The sequence below is a fragment of the Blastococcus sp. VKM Ac-2987 genome, assembly GCF_026967805.1.
In the GTDB taxonomy this organism is placed as follows: Bacteria; Actinomycetota; Actinomycetes; order Mycobacteriales; family Geodermatophilaceae; genus Blastococcus.
Genome location: NZ_JAPVBG010000002.1, coordinates 601813 through 620184, shown reverse-complemented (window position 1 = coordinate 620184; position 18372 = coordinate 601813). Strand labels below are relative to the sequence as shown.

Genomic DNA, 18372 nt, shown 5'->3' with positions numbered 1-18372 from the left:
CTCAGGCGGCGGCCGCCCGCTCCAGCGCCCGGCGGGTGAGCAGCCGGGCGAGGTGGCGGCGGTACTCCTGGTCGGCGTGCATGTCCGCCGAGGGATTCGTGCCCTCGTCGGCCAGGGCGGCGGCCTCGGCGATCGACGCCCCCCGCGCCAGCGCCTCCTCGGTCGCGGTCGCCCGCACCACGGAGCCCGCCATGTTGGCCAGCGCCACGCCGTACGGCCCACCGACCCCACCGGTCCGGTGACCGACCGCGGCGACGGCGACGATCGGCCAGTCGTTGGCCCGGCGGGTGAACTTCTCGTAGGCCCAGCCGGCCGACCCGGTGCGCGGCACCCGGATCTCGACGATCACCTCGTCCTCGGCCAGCGCCGTCTCGAAGAAGCCCAGGAAGAACTCCGTCAGCGGGACCGTCCGGCGCCCGTCCGGCCCCTGGACGACGACGTCGCCGCCCAGGGCCAGCAGCGCCGTGGGCAGGTCGGAGGCCGGGTCGCCGTGCGCCACCGTGCCGCCGATCGTGCCCCGGTGGCGGACCTGGGGGTCACCGACCTGACCGGCGGTGCAGGGCAGGATCGGCACCTCGGCCGCGGCGACGGCGTCCTTCTCCAGCTCGTGGTGCCGGGTGCCCGCGCCGATGGCGACCTCGTCCCCCTCCACCCGGACGTAGGACATCCCGGGGATGCCGCCGATGTCGACGAGCACCCCCGGCATGGCCAGCCGCAGCTTCATCAACGGCAGGAGCGAGTGCCCACCGGCGAGGATCTTGGCGTCGTCGCCGTGCTCGACCAGCGCGGCGACGGCCTCGTCGACCGACGTCGCCCGGACCAGCTCGAACGGCCCGGGGATCATCGCGCCGCCTCCGGCCCCTGCGGCACCTGCCCGGCGGCGGGACCGGACCTGGCCGCGCTCTGCACCGCCCGGACGATGTTGTGGTAGCCGGTGCACCGGCAGAGGTTGCCCTCGAGGCCCTCGCGCACCTCGCGGTCGCTGGGGTCGGGGTTGTCGGCCAGGACCCCGATGGCGGCCAGGACCATGCCCGGGGTGCAGAAGCCGCACTGCAGGCCGTGCTCCTCGCGGAAGGCCCGCTGCATCGGGTGCAGCTCGCCGTCCGGACCGGCCAGGCCCTCCAGGGTGGTCACCCGGGCGCCCTCGGCCTGGGCGGCGAGGAGGGTGCACGACTTGACCGACAGCCCGTCGACGATGACCGTGCAGGCACCGCAGGACGTGGTGTCGCAGCCGATGTTGGTGGCCTTCAGCCCGACCACGTCGCGCAGGTAGTGCGCCAGCAGCAGCCGGGGCTCGACGTCGTCGCTGCGCTGCCGGCCGTTGACGGTCATGGAGACCTGCATCAGTGGGTGCCCTCCTGCTGGGCCTGCTGGACGGCCCGCCAGACCTTCATCGGCGTGGTGGGCATGTCGATGTGCCGGACGCCGAGGTGGGCGACCGCGTCGATGACGGCGTTGTGGACGGCCGGGGTGGAGCCGATCGTCCCGGACTCCCCGATGCCCTTGGCGCCGAGCGGGTTCATCGGCGTCGGGGTGGCCATGTCCACGAGCTCGAAGCTGGGCAGCTCCGTCGCCGAGACGAACGGGTAGTCGGCCAGCGTCGAGGTCTGCGGGTTGCCGTCGGCGTCGTAGCGGACCTCCTCGAGCAGCGCCTGGGCGACCCCCTGGGCGATCCCGCCGTGCCGCTGCCCCTCGGCGAGCAGCGGGTTGACGATCGTGCCGGCGTCGTCGACGGTCACGACCCGCAGCACCTCGGCCTTGCCCGACTCGGTGTCGACCTCGACGACGACGAGGTGGGCGCCGAACGGGAACGTCGGGCCGCCCGCGTCGAAACGGGTCCGCACCAGGAGCGGCTCTTGCTCCGCGAGCTGGGCCAGCGTCACGCCGGTGCCCGGGGTGCCGCGCACGCCCAGCGCGGCCGAGCCGAGGTCGAACTCCAGGTCGGCGGGGTCGGCCTCCAGCTGCTCCGCCGCGCGTTGCCTGGCCAGCTCGACGAGCTCGGTGGCGGCCCGGTGCACCGCGACACCGCCCTGCTGCAGGCTGCGCGAGCCCATGGTGCCGGCGCCGCGCGGGATCAGGTCGGTGTCCCCGTGGACGACGGTGATCCGATCCACCGGGATGCCGGTCTGCTCGCTGGCGATCATGGCCCAGGCGGTGGCGTGCCCCTGACCGTGCGGCGAGGTGCCGGTGAGCACGGTCGCCGTCCCGTCCGGGTGGACCTCCATCCCGGCGGACTCCCCTGCCCCGAGCCCGTTGTCGGCGCCGGTGATCTCGACGTAGACGGACAACCCGATGCCCAGCTGCCTGACGTCGCCGCGCTCGCGGCGACGGGCCTGCTCGGCGCGCAGCTCCCCGTAGCCGCCGGCCGCCAGCACCTTGTCCAGCGCGGCGGCGTAGTCACCGCTGTCGTACACCGCGCCCGTCGCCGTCGTGTGCGGCTCGGAGAAGGCGGGCAGCAGGTTCTTCCGGCGGACCTCGGCGGGGTCCATGCCGATCTCGGCGGCGAACAGGTCCACGGCCCGCTCCACCGCGGCGGTGGCCTCGGGCCGCCCGGCACCGCGGTAGGCGCCGATCGGGGTGGTGTTCGTGGCCACGGCCCGGGCCTGCGCGTGCACCTTCGGGAAGGCGTACACGGCCGGGGCCATGAGCACGGTCAGCCTCGGCAGCACCGGCCCCAGGCGCGGATAGGCGCCGCAGTCCTGGTCGACGACGAGGCTGTAGGCCTGCACGGTGCCGTCCCGCCGGCCGCCGATGGCGACCACCTGGTCCTGGCCGCGGCCGTGCAGCATGCCGACCAGGTTCTCGGAGCGGCTCTCCACCCACGTGACCGGGCGACCGGTCTGCCGCGCGAGCCAGGCGACCAGGGCGAACTCGGGGTCCGCGCCGATCTTGGCGCCGAAGCCGCCGCCGACGTCCGGGGTGACCAGGTGCACCACCGCGGGGTCGAGGCCGAGCCAGCCGGCGATCTGGGCCTTCGCCTGCTGGGCGCCCTGGTTGGAGCAGAAGATGGTGACCCGGCCGTCCTCGCCCCAGGCCGCGGCGGCCGCCCGCGTCTCCAGCGGCACGGGGGCGACGCGCTGGTTGACCACGGCCTGGCGGACGACGACCTCGCAGCCGTCGAAGAAGTCCGCCGGCGCCGGCTCGCCGAACGCGGCCATCAGGTTGGTGCCGGCCTCCGGGAAGACCAGGACCTCGTCCGCGAGCGCGTCGGCCGTGGTCACCACGGCCGGCAGTGGCTCGATGTCCACCGAGACCAGCTCCGCGGCGTCCTCGCCCTGGTAGCGCTCCTCGGTGAGGACGACGGCGATCAGGTCGCCGACGAACCGGACGGTGTCCCCGGCGAACCAGGGCCGGGTCATCGCCGGCGGCACCATGGGGCGGCCGGGCGGGATGGGCACCAGGTCGACGTCCTCGGCGGTGTACACCGCCACGACCCCGTCCGCCTCGCGAGCGGCGGAGGCGTCGACCGCGAGCACCCGCCCGTGGGCCACCTGGGAACGGACGAAGGTCGCGTGCAGCGCACCGGTGAGCCGGTCGTCGACCAGGTCGTCGGTGTAGGTCGCACCGCGCGTCAGGAACAGCGCGTCCTCCGTGCGGACCACACGGGTACCGAGGATGCTCATGCGCTTCCTTCCGCCGGGCCGGAGACCCCGGTCACTATCTCCGATCCACCCCGGTGCGCCAACCGCGGGGCTGGTCGCTCAGGTCAGCCGGACCGGCAGCACCTCGAAGCCGCGCAGGGTCTGCAGGTCCCGGCGCTGCGGGCGGCCGGCCACCCGCAGCGCAGGGAAGCGCTCGCTGAGGGCCGCCAGCCCGATGGCGCCCTCCAGCCGGGCCAGCCCCGCACCGACGCAGTAGTGGATGCCGCCGGAGAAGGCCAGGTGCTCGCGGGCGTCGGGGCGGGTGACGTCGAAGCGCCCCGGGTCGGGGAAGACGTCGGGGTCGCGGTTGGCCGCCCCCAGCAGCAGCGTCACGCGGGTGCCGGCGGCCACCGTCCGCCCGGCCAGCTCGACGTCGGCCCGCGCCGAGCGGCCGGTGAGCTGCACGGGGCTGTCGATGCGCAGCGCCTCCTCGACGGCGTCGTCCCACCCGGCGGTGCCCGCCCGGAGGGCGTCCCACTGGTCGCGGTGCGCGTCGAGGAGCACGACGGCGTTGCCCAGGAGGTTCACCGTGGTCTCGAAGCCGGCGCCGAGCAGGAGCAGCACCGTGGCATGCAGCTCCCGGTCGGTGAGCGCCTCCTCGGGCGGCAGCGTGACCAGCCGGCTGACCAGGTCCTCCCCGGGCTCGCGGCGGAGCCGGGTGAAGTGCTCGGCCAGGAAGCGGTGCATCGACCGCAGCGCCTTCTCGGCCGACAGGAAGCGGCGCAGCGGCAGCCCGGGGTCGAGGGTCGCGGCGGCCGCGGCGCCCCAGCGCAGGAAGTCCTCGCGGCGCTCCACGGGCACACCGAGCAGCTCCGCGATCACCAGCACCGGCAGCTGCGCGGCGTAGGCCCCGACGAGGTCCACCGTGCCGTCGCGGCCCTCCAGGTCGTCCAGCAAGCGCTCGGCCGTGCGCCGGATGGCCGGCTCGAAGGCCGCCGTCGCCCGCGGGGTGAAGGCGCGGCTGACCAGCCGGCGGAACCGGGTGTGGTCGGGCGGGTCCACCACGAGCATGGACGGCGGTTCGGCGACGCCGGCCGCCGTGGGGTCGTCCCCGAACTCCAGCGCCCAGCGGATCACCGCGGGCGCGGTCGACCGGTCCCACCCGACGCCGAACCGGTCGCTGCGCAGGATCTCCTGGGCGACGGGGTGCGACGTCGTCACCAGGCCCAAACTGCTGCCCGACAGCGGGCCGCGGGCGCGCAGCTGCTCGTAGAGGTCGTACGGGTGCTCGCGCAGCGACGGATCGCGCATCAGCCGGCCGACCAGGTCGCCGCGGCGGGCGCTGCGGGACAGGTAGACCGCCGGCAGGCCGTGCCGGACGGCCCAGCGAACCGCGGTGCGGGCGGGGCGGGCCAGCGACCCGGGTACCGCTCCGGGCAGGGCCGGCCGGGGGGCGGTGGTGGCGCTCATCGGCGCAGTCTCCCAGCGCCGGCCCGGACGTGGCACCGCCCCCGGCCCCGCAGGGGCCGGGGGCGGTGCGGGGACGTGGAGGGGGTCAGGCCTCGTCGCTGGGCGCGGGCGCCGCGCCCGGGTCGCCGTCCCAGTCCTTGCCCGCGACGTCGGCGTTCTCCGACGCGCTGTCGGTCTGGCCGGAGACGCTCTCGATCATCTCCTCGTCGGAGACTCCCTCACCGGCAGCGTGGGTGTTCGGCTCGCTCATCGCGCAGTCCCTTCCTTCGGCTGGCTTCCTCTTCGCCGGTCCCCGCTCGGCGACCGCGGCAAACCAGCCGGTAGGTCACAGCCGGGGAGGGCGCAGCTCGAACCAGACGCGCTTGCCGTCGCGGTGCTCCTCGCACCCCCACCGGTCGGCCAGCAGCTCGACCATGAGCATCCCGCGGCCGCGCGGCCGGTCCGGCGAGAGCTCGAGCACCTCCGGCCGGGCGGGCGAGCAGTCGACGACGGCCAGCCGCAGCCAGTCGTCGGAGAAGGTCGCCTCCAGCGTCAGGCAGGCGCTCCCCCCGACGTGGTCGACCACGTTGGCGACCAGCTCGGTCACCAGCAGCGCCGCGTCCTCGTGGTTCTGCCGCGCACCCCAGGACCGGAGCAGCTGACGCACCAGGCGCCGTGCCGCCGGGACGCTCGCGGCGACGGGTGGGAGGTCCAGGCTGGCGGAGAGGGTGGACATGCGCGGTTCCGTTCTGCCGGCGGACGAGGGAAGCGGCCAGAGCGCCCGGTGCTGTCGTCATCGGCAGGGAGGGCGGAGAAGTGGATCGGTTGTGCGCAACTATCCCCAACCGGGGGACCTGACGCAACCCCTATTGCGCCGCAGGCTGGTTGGGTGCAATACATGTCCGGCTAGAGTGCCTCCGTCCTGATCACCGACCCGTGAGGAGCAGCATGAACGCCCCTCACCCGTCGTCCGACGACCTCGCCGTCGAGTCGCTGGAACGCCTCGTCGAGCGCATCGACACCTCGATCGAGGAACTGGAGCGCGCCCGCGCCCGCGCCGAGCGGCTGCTCGCCGAACGCCGGTCCGGCCGCCCCTGGCTCGAGCTGGTCACCGCCGAGGACCGCCCCCTGGTCGTCGAGAGCATCTCCACGGTGCTCGGCACGCTGGCCACGGCCGGCCACACCTGGCGCCGCGAGCAGGCCGCCGCGCTGCACCGCGAGGACGTGAGCATCAACCGGATCGCGGCCCTGTTCGGCGTCACCCGGCAGCGGATCTCCGCCCTCCTCCGCGAGACCGGCGGCGGGCCGACCGGCTGACCCCCCGGCCGGCCGGACGGGCGCTCAGCCCAGCAGGGCGTCGATCGCCTTGTAGATCCGCTGCTCGGAGACCGGCCGGGGGGTGCCGACCTTCTGCGCGAAAAGGCCCACCCGCAACTCCTCGATCATCCAGCGGACCCGGGTCACCGGGTCGTCCGGCGCCCCGGTGGGGGGCAGCTGCGCCCGCAGCTGCTCGTACTCGGCGGTCACCGCCGCCACCTGCTGCGCCCACAGCTCGTCGCGGACCGCGTTGGCCGGCAGCTTCTCCAGCCGGTGCGCCATCGCCGTCAGGTAGCGGACGACGTCGGGCAGCCGGCGACGCCCGGTCGCGGCCACGAACCCGCGGTGCAGCAGCCCGGTCATCTGGCGGCGCAGGTCGGCGACCGCGGCCTCGGGCACCCGCCGGCCCGGCGCGGCACCGATGGCCCCCGCCACCTCGCGCGCCCGGGTCAGCACGGCCTCGACCCGGCCGACGACGTCGACGGTGAGCGGCTGCAGCTGCGCCTTGGCCGTCGTCACCAGCGCCGCGAAGGCCTCCGGCTCGCGCGGGGGCCCGCCCGCCGCGGCGATCAGCTCGTCGGCGGCCGCGTCGACGCAGTCGGCCACGAGGTCGGGGATCTCGCCGTCCGGGTTGAACTGCAACGCCAGCCGGGTGGCCGGGCCCAGCCGCTTGACGACCTGCTTGACCGGCGAGCCCGCCACCAGCACCAGCAGCCGCCGGGTGCCGCGCCAGGTCAACCGGGTCGCCTCGGCCTCGGTCGCCACCACGCGGACGCCGACGGTGCCGCCCTCGTCGACCAGCGCCGGGTAGGCCGTCACCACGTGCGCCCCGCGGCTCACCTCGACGGTCCGGGGCAGCGTGCCGAGGTCCCAGGTGGTCAAGCCGGTGCGCTCGAGCTCGGAGGCGGCGCGGGCGAGGCTCGCCCGCGCGTGGGGGGCGACCTCCGCCTTGAGCGCCGCGAGGTCCTTGCCGGTGGCCAGCGGCCGCTGCTGGTCGTCGAGCACCCGGAAGGTGGCGCGCAGGTGGTCGGGCACCTGGTCCGGCTGCCAGGCGTCCGGCGGGACCACCACCCCGGCCGCCCGCCGGAGTTCGCGCTCCAGGGCCGGCAGGAGGGGCTCGCCGGGGTCGATCTGCGGCAGGACGGCGCGGACCCGGTCGGGGATCGGGACCAGGGCGCGACGCAGCTGCTTGGGCAGCGTGCGCAGCAGCGCCGTCACCAGCTCCTCGCGCACCCCGGGGACGGTGAACGCCAGCGATTCGCCCGACGTCCGCTGCGCCACCGCGTCGAGCACGCCGAGGGGCACGTCAACGGTCACCCCGTCGTCGGCCGCGCCCGGCGCGAAGGCGTAGGAGAGCGGCAGCGTGAGGCCCTGCGTCAGGCGCACCTCGTCGGGGTAGTCCTCCGGGCGCACCTCGGCCGCCACGGCCGCGTTCGTCAGCATCTGGGGCGTGAAGGTGAGCAGCTCCGGCTGCCGGTGGCGGGCCTGCTTCCACCAGCGGTCGAAGTGCCGGGTGGAGACGACGTCGGCCGGGATGCGCGCGTCGTAGAGCTCGAACACCGTCTCGTCGTCGACCCCGATGTCCCGCCGCCGGGCGCGCTCCTCCAGCGCCGTCACCTGCTCGACGGCCCGCTGGTTCTCGGCCCAGAAGCGGTGGTGGGTCGTCCACTCCCCCTGGACCAGCGCGTGCCGGATGAACAGCTCCCGCGAGACCACCGGGTCGATCGAGCCGTACTGCACCCGGCGGCCGACCACCAGCGGCAGGCCGTACAGGGTGACCCGCTCGGTCGCGACGACGGAGCCGCGCTTGGCGTCCCAGCGCGGCTCGGAGTACTGGCGCTTGACCAGGTGGTCGGCGAGCTTCTCGACGGTCTCGGGGTCGATCCGGGCCACCGTGCGGGCGAACAGGCGGCTGGTCTCGACCAGCTCCGCGGCGACGACCCAGCGCGGCGGCTTCTTCGCCAGCGGGGTGCCGGGCGCGATCACGAAGCGGGTGCTGCGGGTGCCGAGGTACTCCCGCCCCGGGCGCCTGTCCCCCTTCGCCTGCTCGATCTGCAGCCCGACGTGGGAGAGCAGGCCGGCGAGCACCGCGGCGTGGATCCCGCGCTCGTCGGGCTCGGCCGCCGGCTCCCCGACGGCCATGCCCAGCCGCCGGGCCGTGCCGCGCAGCTGGCCGTGCAGGTCCTGCCACTCCCGGATGCGCAGGTAGTGCAGGAACTCCCGCTTCACGGTGCGGCGGAACTGATTGCCGCTCAGGGCCTCCTGCTGCTCGGCGAGGTAGCGCCAGAGGTTGAGCAGGGCCAGGAAGTCGGAGTTCTCGTCGGCGAACCGGCGGTGCAGTTCGTCGGCGGCCTGCTGGTGCTCGCTCGGCCGCTCGCGCGGGTCCTGGATGGTGAGCCCGGCGGCGATGACCAGGACCTCGTCGAGCACCCCGCGCTCGTTCGCCTCGACGACCATGCGCGCCATGCGCGGGTCGAGCGGGAGCGCGGCGAGGGCCCGCCCGGTCGGCGTCAGCGCGCCCTTCTCGTCGAGCGCGTGCAGCTCCTCGAGCAGCGCCAGACCGTCGGCGATCGCCCGGCGGTCCGGCGGGTCGACGAACGGGAAGTCCTCCATGGCCCCCAGGTCGAGGGCGGCCATCTGCAGCAGCACCGAGGCCAGGTTGGTGCGCAGGATCTCCGGGTCGGTGAACTCCGGCCGTCCGTCGAAGTCGGCCTCGGTGTACAGCCGGATCGCGACGCCCGGGCCGAGCCGACCGCAGCGGCCGGAGCGCTGGCGGGCCGAGGCCTGGCTGACCGGCTCGATCGGCAGCCGCTGCACCTTGGTGCGATGGCTGTACCGCGAGATCCGCGCGGTCCCCGGGTCGATGACGTACCGGATCCCGGGCACGGTCAGCGACGTCTCGGCGACGTTCGTGGACAGCACGATGCGCCGCCCGCTGTGCGGGGCGAAGACCTTGTGCTGGTCGGCGGCCGAGAGCCGCGAGTACAGCGGGATGATCTCGGTGCCGCGGAGGTCCCGCTCCGCCAGCGCGTCCTGGGTGTCGCGGATCTCCCGCTCGCCGGCGAGGAAGACCAGGATGTCGCCCGGCCCCTCGGCCACGAGCTCGTCGACGGCGTCCAGGATCGCGCTCACCTGGTCACGGTCCTCGTCCGCCTCGGGGTCGTCCGGGTCGACGACGGGGCGGTAGCGCACCTCGACCGGGTAGGTGCGCCCGCTCACCTCGACGACCGGGGCGCCGCTGAAGTGGGCAGCCACCCGCTCGACGTCGATCGTCGCGGAGGTGATGACCAGCTTGAGGTCCGGCCGCCGGGGCAGCAGCTGGGCCAGGTAGCCCAGCAGGAAGTCGATGTTGAGGCTCCGCTCGTGGGCCTCGTCGATGATGATCGTGTCGTACTGGCGCAGCAGCCGGTCGTGCGCGATCTCGGCGAGCAGCACACCGTCGGTCATGAGCTTGACCAGCGTCGAGTCCGACACCTGGTCGTTGAACCGCATCTTGTAGCCGACGGCCTCGCCCAGCGGCGCGCCGAGCTCCTCGGCGATGCGCTCGGCCACGCTCCGGGCCGCGATCCGGCGCGGCTGGGTGTGGCCGATCCGCCCGCGCACCCCGCGGCCGAGCTCCAGGGCGATCTTCGGCAGCTGGGTGGTCTTCCCCGACCCGGTCTCGCCGGCGACGACGACGACCTGCGCGTCGCGCAGCGCCGCTGCGATGTCGTCGCGCCGTGCGCTGACCGGCAGCTCCTCGGGATAGCTGACGGTGGGGACGGCGGCGCGCCGCCGGGCGATCCGCTCCTCGGCGGCGGCGACGTCGGCCGCGATGCGCTCGCGCTGCGCCTCCCGGGCCTGCGCGTCCCTGGTCCGGCGCAGCCCGTCCAGCCGACGGCGGAGGCGGTGCTCGTCCAGGAGCGTGAGCTGGGACAGCCGCGACCGGAGGTCCTCGTGCAGGGCGGTCACGGCGGTTCTCGAGCTCCTCTCCGGTCGGGCGGCGTCACCGCCGACGGGTGACCCCTCCAGCATCGCACCGCGTGGCGGCCGGCCGGAGGGTGCGGCCGAACAATATGCATGGTCCCTACAACAAGGTGTAGCGTGCACACAGTCCCACTCCCCCGATCCCCGAGGACTCCCGTGACGAGCAGCCCCACCACCGGCGTCCCGCGCGACGCCGGCGTCGGCGTCCTCGGCGAGCAGCTGCCCCGCTTCATGCGGCTGATGCACGGCCTGAAGAACCAGCACGCCGCCGAGGGCGGGCGCGACCGCGCGGCCCACGTGCTGCTCTTCCCGCTGTGCCGGCTGGGCCCGCTGCGCCAGGGGGCGCTGGCCGACCTGGTGCACGCCGACCCCTCCACGGTCAGCCGGCACGTGACCCTGCTCGTGGAGCAGGGGCTGGTCCGCCGCGCGGCCGACGAGTCCGACGGCCGGGCCAGCAACCTCGTCGTCACCGACGCCGGCCGCGCTCAGCTCGACAAGCTCCGCGTCGAACGCGAGGCCTACCTCCGCCAGGTGACCGCCGACTGGACCGAGGAGGAGCTGCAGACCTTCACCGCGCTCTTCGAACGGCTGCTCGACGGCGTCGCGGCCACCCTCCCCTCCGACCTAATGTCCACGACGACCGACCGGACCGTGACCGCATGACCTCCACCCGCACCAGCGCGGCCGATCGCCGGGACGCCCGTGCGGCCGCCGCCGCACCCGACTCCGGTGGCGCCTTCAGCCACCGGCAGATCGTCACGATCCTCGCCGGCCTGATGGTCGCCATGTTCCTGGCCGCGCTCGACCAGACCGTGGTCGCCACCGCGATCCGCACGATCGCCGACGACCTGCAGGGCTACGACCTGCAGGCCTGGGCGACGACGGCCTTCCTGATCACGTCGACGATCTCCACGCCGCTGTACGGCAAGCTGTCCGACATCTACGGCCGGCGGCCGTTCTACCTGTTCGCGATCGTCGTCTTCATCGTCGGTTCCGCGCTGTGCGGCATCGCCGACACGATGTACCAGCTGGCCGCCTACCGGGCGGTCCAGGGCATCGGCGCCGGCGGCCTGATGTCCCTCGCGCTGGCCATCATCGGCGACATCGTGCCGCCTCGTCAGCGGTCGCGGTACCAGGGCTACTTCATGGCCGTCTTCGGCACCTCGAGCGTGCTGGGCCCGGTCATCGGCGGCTTCTTCGCCGGCCAGGGGACGCTGCTCGGCGTCGACGGCTGGCGCTGGATCTTCTGGCTCAACGTCCCGCTCGGCGTGCTCGCCTTCGCCGCGGTGTGGCGGGTGCTGCACCTGCCGCACGAGCGCCGGGAGCACCGCATCGACTGGCCCGGCGCCCTCGCGCTGATCACCTTCCTGGTGCCGCTGCTCGTCGTCGCCGAGCAGGGCCGCATCTGGGGCTGGACCTCGACGGGCGCCCTCATCTGCTACGCCATCGGCGCCACCGGCTTCGTGCTCTTCATCCTGGCCGAGCGGGCCTACCGGGACGACGCGCTGCTCCCGCTGCGGCTGTTCACCAACCGCAGCTTCGCCGTGGGCGGCATCGGCTCGGTCGTCGTGGGCGCCGGCATGTTCGGCGGGCTGCTGCTGCTGCCGCAGTACCTGCAGATCGTGCAGGGGTCCAGCGCGACCCTCGCCGGCCTGCAGATGATCCCGCTGGTCGCCGGCATCATGGTCGGCGCGATGAGCTCGGGCATCACCATCTCGCGGACCGGCAAGTACAAGGTCTTCCCGCTCGTCGGCGTCGCGCTGATGGTGGTGGCGTTGCTGTCGATGTCCTTCCTCGTGGAGTCGGACACCTCGATCTGGGCGCTGGTGCCGTTCATGGTGCTGCTCGGCCTGGGGCTGGGCTTCAACTTCCAGCCGGTGATCCTCGCCGTCCAGAACGCGGTCTCCCCGCGGGAGATGGGCGTGGCCACCTCCTCGGTCACGTTCTTCCGCCAGATGGGCGGCACGATCGGGACGGCGGCCTTCCTGTCGGTGCTGTTCACCCGGCTGCCGCAGGACATCGACGCCGCCGTCCAGGACGCCGTGCGGGCGAACCCGGAGCTGGGTCCGCAGTTCCAGCAGCTGGGCGCCGGGAGCGGCGGCACCCTCGACGACACCTCGTTCATCCAGGAGCTGCCACCCGCCCTGGCCGAGCCCTTCAAGGTCGGCTTCTCGAACTCGATCGATCTGGTCTTCCTCATCGCCGCCTGCGTGGTGGCGATCGGGTTCTTCGTGTTCCTGTTCCTGCCCCAGCTGGCCCTGAGCACCAAGTCGGGCATCCAGGCCCGGCAGGGCGAGGCGGCCGGGACGGCGACCAGCGACCCGCTCGACCCGGCCGAGGAGGCCACGGAGGCAGTCGGCGCCGCCGCACCGACCTCCGTCCCGCCGCCGGTCGGCCGGCCGGGCGACCGGCCGGACGCCCGGCGCTGACCGCGGCCGCCCCCTCCCGCACCGCGGGAGGGGGCGTCACGCACCGGGGGCAGCAGCCCTGCGGCGGTGACCCGCGGGAGGACATCCCGGCGGGCAGGATGTCCGCCTCGGGGTCACCGCCGAGCGCCGCCGCCGGCGGTCAGGGCAGGAAGACCGCGCGCACGCAGCCGTCCTCCTTCTCCTTGAACAGCCGGTAGCCCTCGGGCGCGTCGGTCAGCGGCATCACGTGCGTGGCCAGGTGCTCGGTGACCAGCTCGTCGCGCCGCATCCGCTCGAGCAGCTCGGGGATGTAGCGCTGCGCGTGCACCTGGGCGCCGCGGAGGGTGAGCCCCTTGTTCATCGCCGCGCCCAGCGGGAACTTGTCCACCATCGCGGCGAACACCCCGAGGGTGAACACCGTGCCGCCCTTGCGGCAGGCCATGATCGCCTCCCGCACCGCGGTCGGCCGGTCGGTCTGCAGCCGCAGCTGCTGCTTCACCTGGTCGTAGATCCCGGGCGCACCGGGGGCGTGCGCCTCCATGCCGACGGCCTCGAGGCAGACGTCGGGGCCCCGTCCGCCGGTGCGCTCGCGCAGCTCGGCGATGACGTCCGTGGTCGTGTAGTCCACCGCCTCGGCGCCCACGTTGTCGCGGACCTGCGCCAGCCGCTCGGGGACGCGGTCGATGACCACGACCTGCTCGGCGCCCAGCAGCATCGCCGCGCGGGCGGCCATCTGACCCACGCCGCCGGCACCCCAGACGGCGACGACGTCGCCCGGCTCCGTCCCCGCGAGGTCGGCGCCCATCCAGCCGGTCGACGCCGCGTCGGAGGCGAACAGCGCACGGGTGTCGGAGACCCCCTCGGGCACCACGAACGTGCCGACGTCGGCGTAGGGCACCCGCATGAACTCGGCGTGGCTGCCGGCGCACCCGCCCATCGCGTGCGAGTAGCCGAAGCACCCGCCGGGGGACTGCCCCCACAGACCCTCGGTGATCCCGGGGTTCGGGTTCCCGTTGTCGCAGAGGGAGTACAGCTCCTGCTTGCAGTACCAGCAGCTGCCGCAGGCCGCGAACGGCGCGACGACGACCCGGTCACCGACCTTGCGGTCCCGGACCTCCTTGCCGACCTCCACGACCTCCCCGATGAACTCGTGGCCCATCACGTCACCGGCGCGCATGAACGGGATGTAGCCACCGATCAGGTGCAGGTCCGAGCCGCAGGTGACCGACTGGCTGATCTTCAGGATCACGTCCCGGTCGTTGAGCAGCGTCGGCTCCGGGACGTCCTCCACCGACACCTCGTTGACACCGGTCCACGTCGCGGCCTTCACAGCACGCCCTCCTTGTCCGCCTGATCCGTCATGCCCTCCAGCGCGGCGCCCTGGGGTGTCGGCTTCCGGAAGCCGTGCGGCTGCGGGTCCACCCGCAGCACCTCACCGGTCTCCAGCCGCTGCTTGGCCTCGCGCAGCGCCGCGCGCAGCTCGCCGATCTCGTCGTCGGTCGGCGTCCCGAGGAACCGGGCCGCGAGCTCGGTGCCCTTGTCCCCCGGCGCGGCGGAGATGCGGACCTCCACGCGATCGCCGAGGCGGTCCAGCGGGGGCGGCGGCGACGCCGACGAGCCGACCTGGTCGGGCGCCTTCAGCACGGTGACCGCGCGCCAGCGGTGGGCGGCGGTCGTCGGGTCGTCGGTGACCGACGCCTGGCCGACGCCGGGCAGCCGGACGTGCTGGAGGGTGCTCAGCAGCGCCCCTCCGGCACGGCTGACGATGGCAGGTAGTTCCACGGGTGCTCCTCCGGTCGACGGCGGACCCCCGACCTACCCGCCGTCGGTGGGGGAGCAACCGGCCTACTGTGAGGTGGTTCGCCCCGCCCCGGAGATACGCGCCCTGGAGAACTCGTGCCGTCGTCGTCGCTGATCCTGTCCCGCCGTGACCTGGACTTCCTCCTCCACGAATGGCTCGACGTCGAATCGCTGACCAAGCGGTCGCGCTTCACCGAGCACTCGCGGGAGACCTTCGACGCGGTCATGGACCTCGCCGAGCAGATCGCCGCCGACCACTTCGCGCCGCACAACCGCACGGCCGACGAGAACGAGCCGCACATGGTCGACGGCAAGGCCGTGCTCATCCCCGAGGTGGCCAAGGCCCTCAAGGTCTTCACCGACGCCGGGCTCATGGCCGGGTCGTTCGACGAGGAGTACGGCGGCATGCAGCTGCCGCACACCGTCGGCCAGGCGGTGTTCGCCTGGTTCAAGGCGGCCAACGTCGGCACGTCGGCCTACCCGTTCCTCACCATGGGCAACGCGCGGCTGCTGCTCGCCCACGGCAGCCGGGAGCAGATCGACACCTTCGTCCGGCCCGAGCTCGAGGGCCGTTGGTTCGGCACGATGGCGCTGTCCGAGCCGCAGGCGGGCTCCTCGCTGGCCGACATCACCACCAAGGCGGTGCCGCAGGACGACGGCACGTACCGGCTCAGCGGCAACAAGATGTGGATCTCCGGCGGCGACCACGAGCTGACCGAGAACATCGTCCACCTGGTGCTGGCGAAGATCCCGGGCGGCCCGCCCGGGGTGAAGGGCATCTCGCTGTTCATCGTGCCGAAGTTCCTGGTGAACGACGACGGCAGCCTGGGCGAGCGCAACGACGTCGTGCTGGCCGGGCTCAACCACAAGATGGGCTACCGGGGGACGACGAACACGCTGCTCAACTTCGGCGAGGGCGTGCACACCCCGGGCGGGCAGGCCGGCGCGGTCGGCTACCTGGTGGGCGAGCAGCACCGCGGCCTGAGCTACATGTTCCACATGATGAACGAGGCGCGGATCGGCGTCGGGGTGGGCGCCACGGTCCTCGGCTACACCGGCTACCTGCACGCGCTGGACTACGCGCGCACCCGCACCCAGGGCCGGTCGGCGGGCGCGAAGGACCCGGCCTCGCCGATGGTGCCGATCGTCGAGCACACCGACGTCCGCCGGATGCTGCTGGCCGCGAAGTCCTACGCCGAGGGCGGGATGGCACTGGGCCTGTACTGCGCGCGGCTGGTCGACGAGGAGCAGACCGCGGAGAACCAGGAGGACCGCGAGCGCGCCCACCTGCTGCTGGACATGCTGACCCCGGTCGCCAAGGCCTGGCCCTCGCAGTGGGGGCTGGCCGCCAACGACCTGGCGATCCAGGTGCACGGCGGCTACGGCTACACCCGCGACTACCCGGTGGAGCAGTTCTACCGGGACAACCGGCTCAACCCGATCCACGAGGGCACGCAGGGCATCCAGTCCCTGGACCTGCTCGGCCGCAAGGTCGTGATGCAGGGCGGCGCCGGCCTGCGGCTGCTCGGCGAGACGATCGGGGCGACGACGGCCCGCGCGGCCGGCACCGAGTGGGCCGGTTTCGCCGCCGACCTCGACGCCGCGGTCGCCCGCATGGGCGCGGTCACCGCCACGCTGTGGGGCTCCGGCGACCCCGACCTCGCGCTGGCCAACTCGCACGTCTACCTGGAGGCGGCCGGCCACGTCGTGGTGGCGTGGCTGTGGCTGGAGCAGGCTCTGGCGGCCGAGGGCGGCACCGGCGCGTTCTACGAGGGCAAGCGCGCGGCGGCCCGCTACTTCTGGCGCTGGGAGCTGCCGCGCACCCGCGGGCAGTTCGACCTGCTGGAGTCCCTCGACCGCACGGTGCTCGACACCTCCGCCGACGTCCTCTGAGGCCCCGCACAGCACGGCGCCCCGCTGCTCCGTAGGGAGCGGCGGGGCGCCGTCGTGCGTGGTGCGGGCGTCAGGCCCTGACGGCCTCGGAGGCGGAGTGCCGCCCGTTCGCCGGGCGGGTCGCCGCGCGCTGCTCCTGCTCGTACCGGGCGGTGGACTGGGTGCCCATCGCGATGACCAGGGCCGTCAGGACCAGGAAGCCCAGAAGGGTCACGGCCGGCCACAACATCATCAATGCAATCTCCTCGAATACCGTCGGGTACCGCCGCCGGGTCACGGGCGGGCAGCACGTCGTCGAGGCTCACTGTCCCCCGTTCGACACCGTCTCAATCGTGCATCTGACCACTTCACCTGACGGAGTGTGATCGGAACCACAGCCGCCCGTCGGCTACGGCGTGCCGTCCGGGCCCCCGGCCCGTCGTGGTTGCATTCCTGCGTGCCCGACCCCACCGCTCCCGCGGCTCCGCGCCCGGGTCCGGGCACCCGCCCGGCGGTGCTCGTCCTGGCCCTCTCGCTGGGCGTCACCACGCTCTCGCTCCTGCAGAGTCTCGTCGTCCCGTCGCTCGGCCGGATCGAGGACCAGCTCGACGTCTCCGCCGGCGCCGCCGGCTGGGTGCTGTCGGCGAACCTGCTGGCCGCCGCCGTACTCACCCCGGTCCTGGGCCGGCTCGGCGACCTGAAGGGCGAGCGGCCGGTGATCCTCGCCATCCTGGCGGTCGTCTCGCTCGGCACCCTGCTCGCCATCGTGACGACGTCGCTGCCGGTGCTGCTCGCCGCGCGGGTGCTGCAGGGCGCCTCCTACGGGCTCTTCCCGCTCTCCATCAGCGTGCTCCGGCGGGAGCTGCCGGAGGGGCGACTGAGCGTCGGGATGGCGGTGGTCAGCAGCACCCTCGCCGTCGGCGGCGTCGCCGGCCTGGTGGCCACCGCCCTGCTCACCGGCGACGACGGCGACTACCGGCACCCGTTCTGGATCGGCCTCGGCGTCGCGCTGCTCGCCCTGGCGCTGGCCGCGTGGCTGCTGCCCGCCCGGCCGGTCCCCGGGGTCGGCCGGGTCGACTGGTGGGGGGCGATCGTGCTCGGCGCCGGCCTGGTGCTGCTGCTCCTGCCCGTCTCCCAGGGCCACAGCTGGGGCTGGGCGTCACCGGCCACGCTCGGCTGCCTCGCCGGGGCGGGGGTCGTGCTGGCGGGCTGGGTGGTGCTGCAGCGCCGCACCACGCACCCCCTGGTGCGCCCGGCGATGCTCGCCGACCGGCGCACCGTCGTGCCCAACGTGGCCGGCCTCATGACCGGGATCGCGCTGTTCGCCTCGTTCCTCGCCGTCCTGCAGTACGTGCAGTCACCCCCGGAGGTGACCGGCTACGGCTTCGGCGTCGGCGTGCTCGAGGCGGCGGTCGTCTACCTGCTCCCCGGCGGCGTGCTCGGCATCGTCGTCGCGCCCTTCGCCGGGCGGGTGGTCTCCCGCTTCGGCGCGCTGCCGACGCTCATCGCGGGAGCGCTGTCCGGTGTCGCCGGGTTCGCCGTGCTGGCCGGCCTCCGCGCGGAGCCGGCGTGGGTGATCGTCGCCGGGGTGCTCACCCAGCTGTCGGTCACCGTCGCCTACGCGGCCCTGCCCGCGCTGGTGGTCGACGCCGTCGAGGAGGAGGAGACCGGCGTCGCCAACGCGGTGAACTCCATCGCCCGGTCCACGGGCCAGGCCCTGGGCAGCACGCTCGCCGTCACGCTGATCGCCGGCAGCCTGGACCCCGCCACCGGCCTGCCCCGCGCGATCGCCTTCACCCTCGTCGCGCTGATCGGTCTCGGGGCCTCCGCGGTGGTCGTCGCGGTCGCCCTCCTCGGCATGCGCGCCGACCGGCGCGGCGGCGTCGCGCCCCGCCCCGACCGGCTGGCCGACGTCGAGCAGGCCACCGCCGGCGCCGGCGAGTGGTCGCCGGTCTCCGGCATCCGCTGACGGCTGCCGC

General features: G+C 74.1%; 15 protein-coding genes. 5 read left to right on the top strand and 10 right to left on the bottom strand.

Annotated features, from left to right (window positions below; translation table 11 throughout):
- Position 1: 1 nt before the first annotated feature.
- The 6 genes from O2W17_RS11840 to O2W17_RS11815 all read right to left on the bottom strand — a co-directional run bounded on the left by O2W17_RS11840 (position 2) and on the right by O2W17_RS11815 (position 5766).
- Complete coding sequence (locus O2W17_RS11840) at positions 2 to 844, bottom strand: FAD binding domain-containing protein (RefSeq protein WP_269192636.1); 843 nt, start codon at positions 842 to 844, stop codon at positions 2 to 4.
- The gene (locus tag O2W17_RS11835) at positions 841 to 1344 is read right to left on the bottom strand and encodes a (2Fe-2S)-binding protein (protein WP_269192635.1); all 504 of its coding nucleotides are present in this window, start codon (positions 1342 to 1344) and stop codon (positions 841 to 843) included. Before O2W17_RS11835 ends, O2W17_RS11840 begins: the two co-directional genes overlap by 4 nt.
- Positions 1344 to 3623, bottom strand: coding sequence for a xanthine dehydrogenase family protein molybdopterin-binding subunit (locus O2W17_RS11830; protein WP_269192634.1), 2280 nt, complete (start codon positions 3621 to 3623; stop codon positions 1344 to 1346). The genes O2W17_RS11835 and O2W17_RS11830 overlap by 1 nt, the downstream gene beginning before the upstream one ends.
- 78 nt (positions 3624 to 3701) lie before the next feature.
- Entirely contained in the window at positions 3702 to 5051 is a 1350-nt protein-coding gene (locus tag O2W17_RS11825; protein ID WP_269192633.1) for a cytochrome P450, read from the bottom strand.
- An 85-nt stretch (positions 5052 to 5136) separates the two neighbouring features.
- Positions 5137 to 5301, bottom strand: coding sequence for a hypothetical protein (locus O2W17_RS11820; protein WP_269192632.1), 165 nt, complete (start codon positions 5299 to 5301; stop codon positions 5137 to 5139).
- A gap of 75 nt (positions 5302 to 5376) precedes the next feature.
- Positions 5377 to 5766 carry an ATP-binding protein gene (locus tag O2W17_RS11815; RefSeq protein WP_269192631.1) on the bottom strand — a complete coding sequence of 130 codons (390 nt, stop codon included), beginning with the start codon at positions 5764 to 5766 and terminating at the stop codon, positions 5377 to 5379.
- Positions 5767 to 5978: 212 nt separating this feature from the next.
- Between O2W17_RS11815 and O2W17_RS11810 the strand changes: the two genes are divergently transcribed.
- Positions 5979 to 6347, top strand: coding sequence for a hypothetical protein (locus O2W17_RS11810; protein ID WP_269192630.1), 369 nt, complete (start codon positions 5979 to 5981; stop codon positions 6345 to 6347).
- 24 nt (positions 6348 to 6371) lie between these two features.
- On the opposite strand, the gene hrpA is transcribed toward O2W17_RS11810, so the two are convergent.
- Entirely contained in the window at positions 6372 to 10298 is a 3927-nt protein-coding gene (gene hrpA, locus O2W17_RS11805) for an ATP-dependent RNA helicase HrpA (protein WP_269192629.1), read from the bottom strand.
- A gap of 171 nt (positions 10299 to 10469) precedes the next feature.
- On the opposite strand from hrpA, the gene O2W17_RS11800 reads away from it, so the two are divergent.
- The gene (locus tag O2W17_RS11800) at positions 10470 to 10976 is read left to right on the top strand and encodes a MarR family winged helix-turn-helix transcriptional regulator (protein WP_269192628.1); all 507 of its coding nucleotides are present in this window, start codon (positions 10470 to 10472) and stop codon (positions 10974 to 10976) included.
- Entirely contained in the window at positions 10973 to 12742 is a 1770-nt protein-coding gene (locus O2W17_RS11795) for an MDR family MFS transporter (RefSeq protein WP_269192627.1), read from the top strand. Before O2W17_RS11800 ends, O2W17_RS11795 begins: the two co-directional genes overlap by 4 nt.
- Before the next feature lie 139 nt (positions 12743 to 12881).
- Here O2W17_RS11795 and O2W17_RS11790 read toward each other — a convergent pair whose 3' ends face one another.
- Both O2W17_RS11790 and O2W17_RS11785 read right to left on the bottom strand, forming a co-directional pair.
- Positions 12882 to 14051 (bottom strand): zinc-dependent alcohol dehydrogenase, encoded by a 1170-nt coding sequence (locus O2W17_RS11790; protein ID WP_269192626.1) that lies wholly within the window; start codon positions 14049 to 14051, stop codon positions 12882 to 12884.
- Positions 14048 to 14503: a hypothetical protein gene (locus O2W17_RS11785; protein WP_269192625.1), complete on the bottom strand. Its 456-nt coding sequence runs from the start codon at positions 14501 to 14503 to the stop codon at positions 14048 to 14050. The genes O2W17_RS11790 and O2W17_RS11785 overlap by 4 nt, the downstream gene beginning before the upstream one ends.
- Positions 14504 to 14617: 114 nt before the next feature.
- Here O2W17_RS11785 and O2W17_RS11780 point away from each other — a divergent pair, with 114 nt between their 5' ends.
- Positions 14618 to 16414 carry an acyl-CoA dehydrogenase gene (locus O2W17_RS11780; RefSeq protein WP_269192624.1) on the top strand — a complete coding sequence of 599 codons (1797 nt, stop codon included), beginning with the start codon at positions 14618 to 14620 and terminating at the stop codon, positions 16412 to 16414.
- 70 nt (positions 16415 to 16484) lie between these two features.
- On the opposite strand, the gene O2W17_RS11775 is transcribed toward O2W17_RS11780, so the two are convergent.
- Positions 16485 to 16646, bottom strand: a complete 162-nt coding sequence (locus O2W17_RS11775; RefSeq protein WP_269192623.1) for a hypothetical protein — start codon at positions 16644 to 16646, stop codon at positions 16485 to 16487.
- A gap of 204 nt (positions 16647 to 16850) precedes the next feature.
- Between O2W17_RS11775 and O2W17_RS11770 the strand changes: the two genes are divergently transcribed.
- Entirely contained in the window at positions 16851 to 18362 is a 1512-nt protein-coding gene (locus O2W17_RS11770; protein ID WP_269192622.1) for an MFS transporter, read from the top strand.
- Positions 18363 to 18372 lie beyond the last annotated feature (10 nt).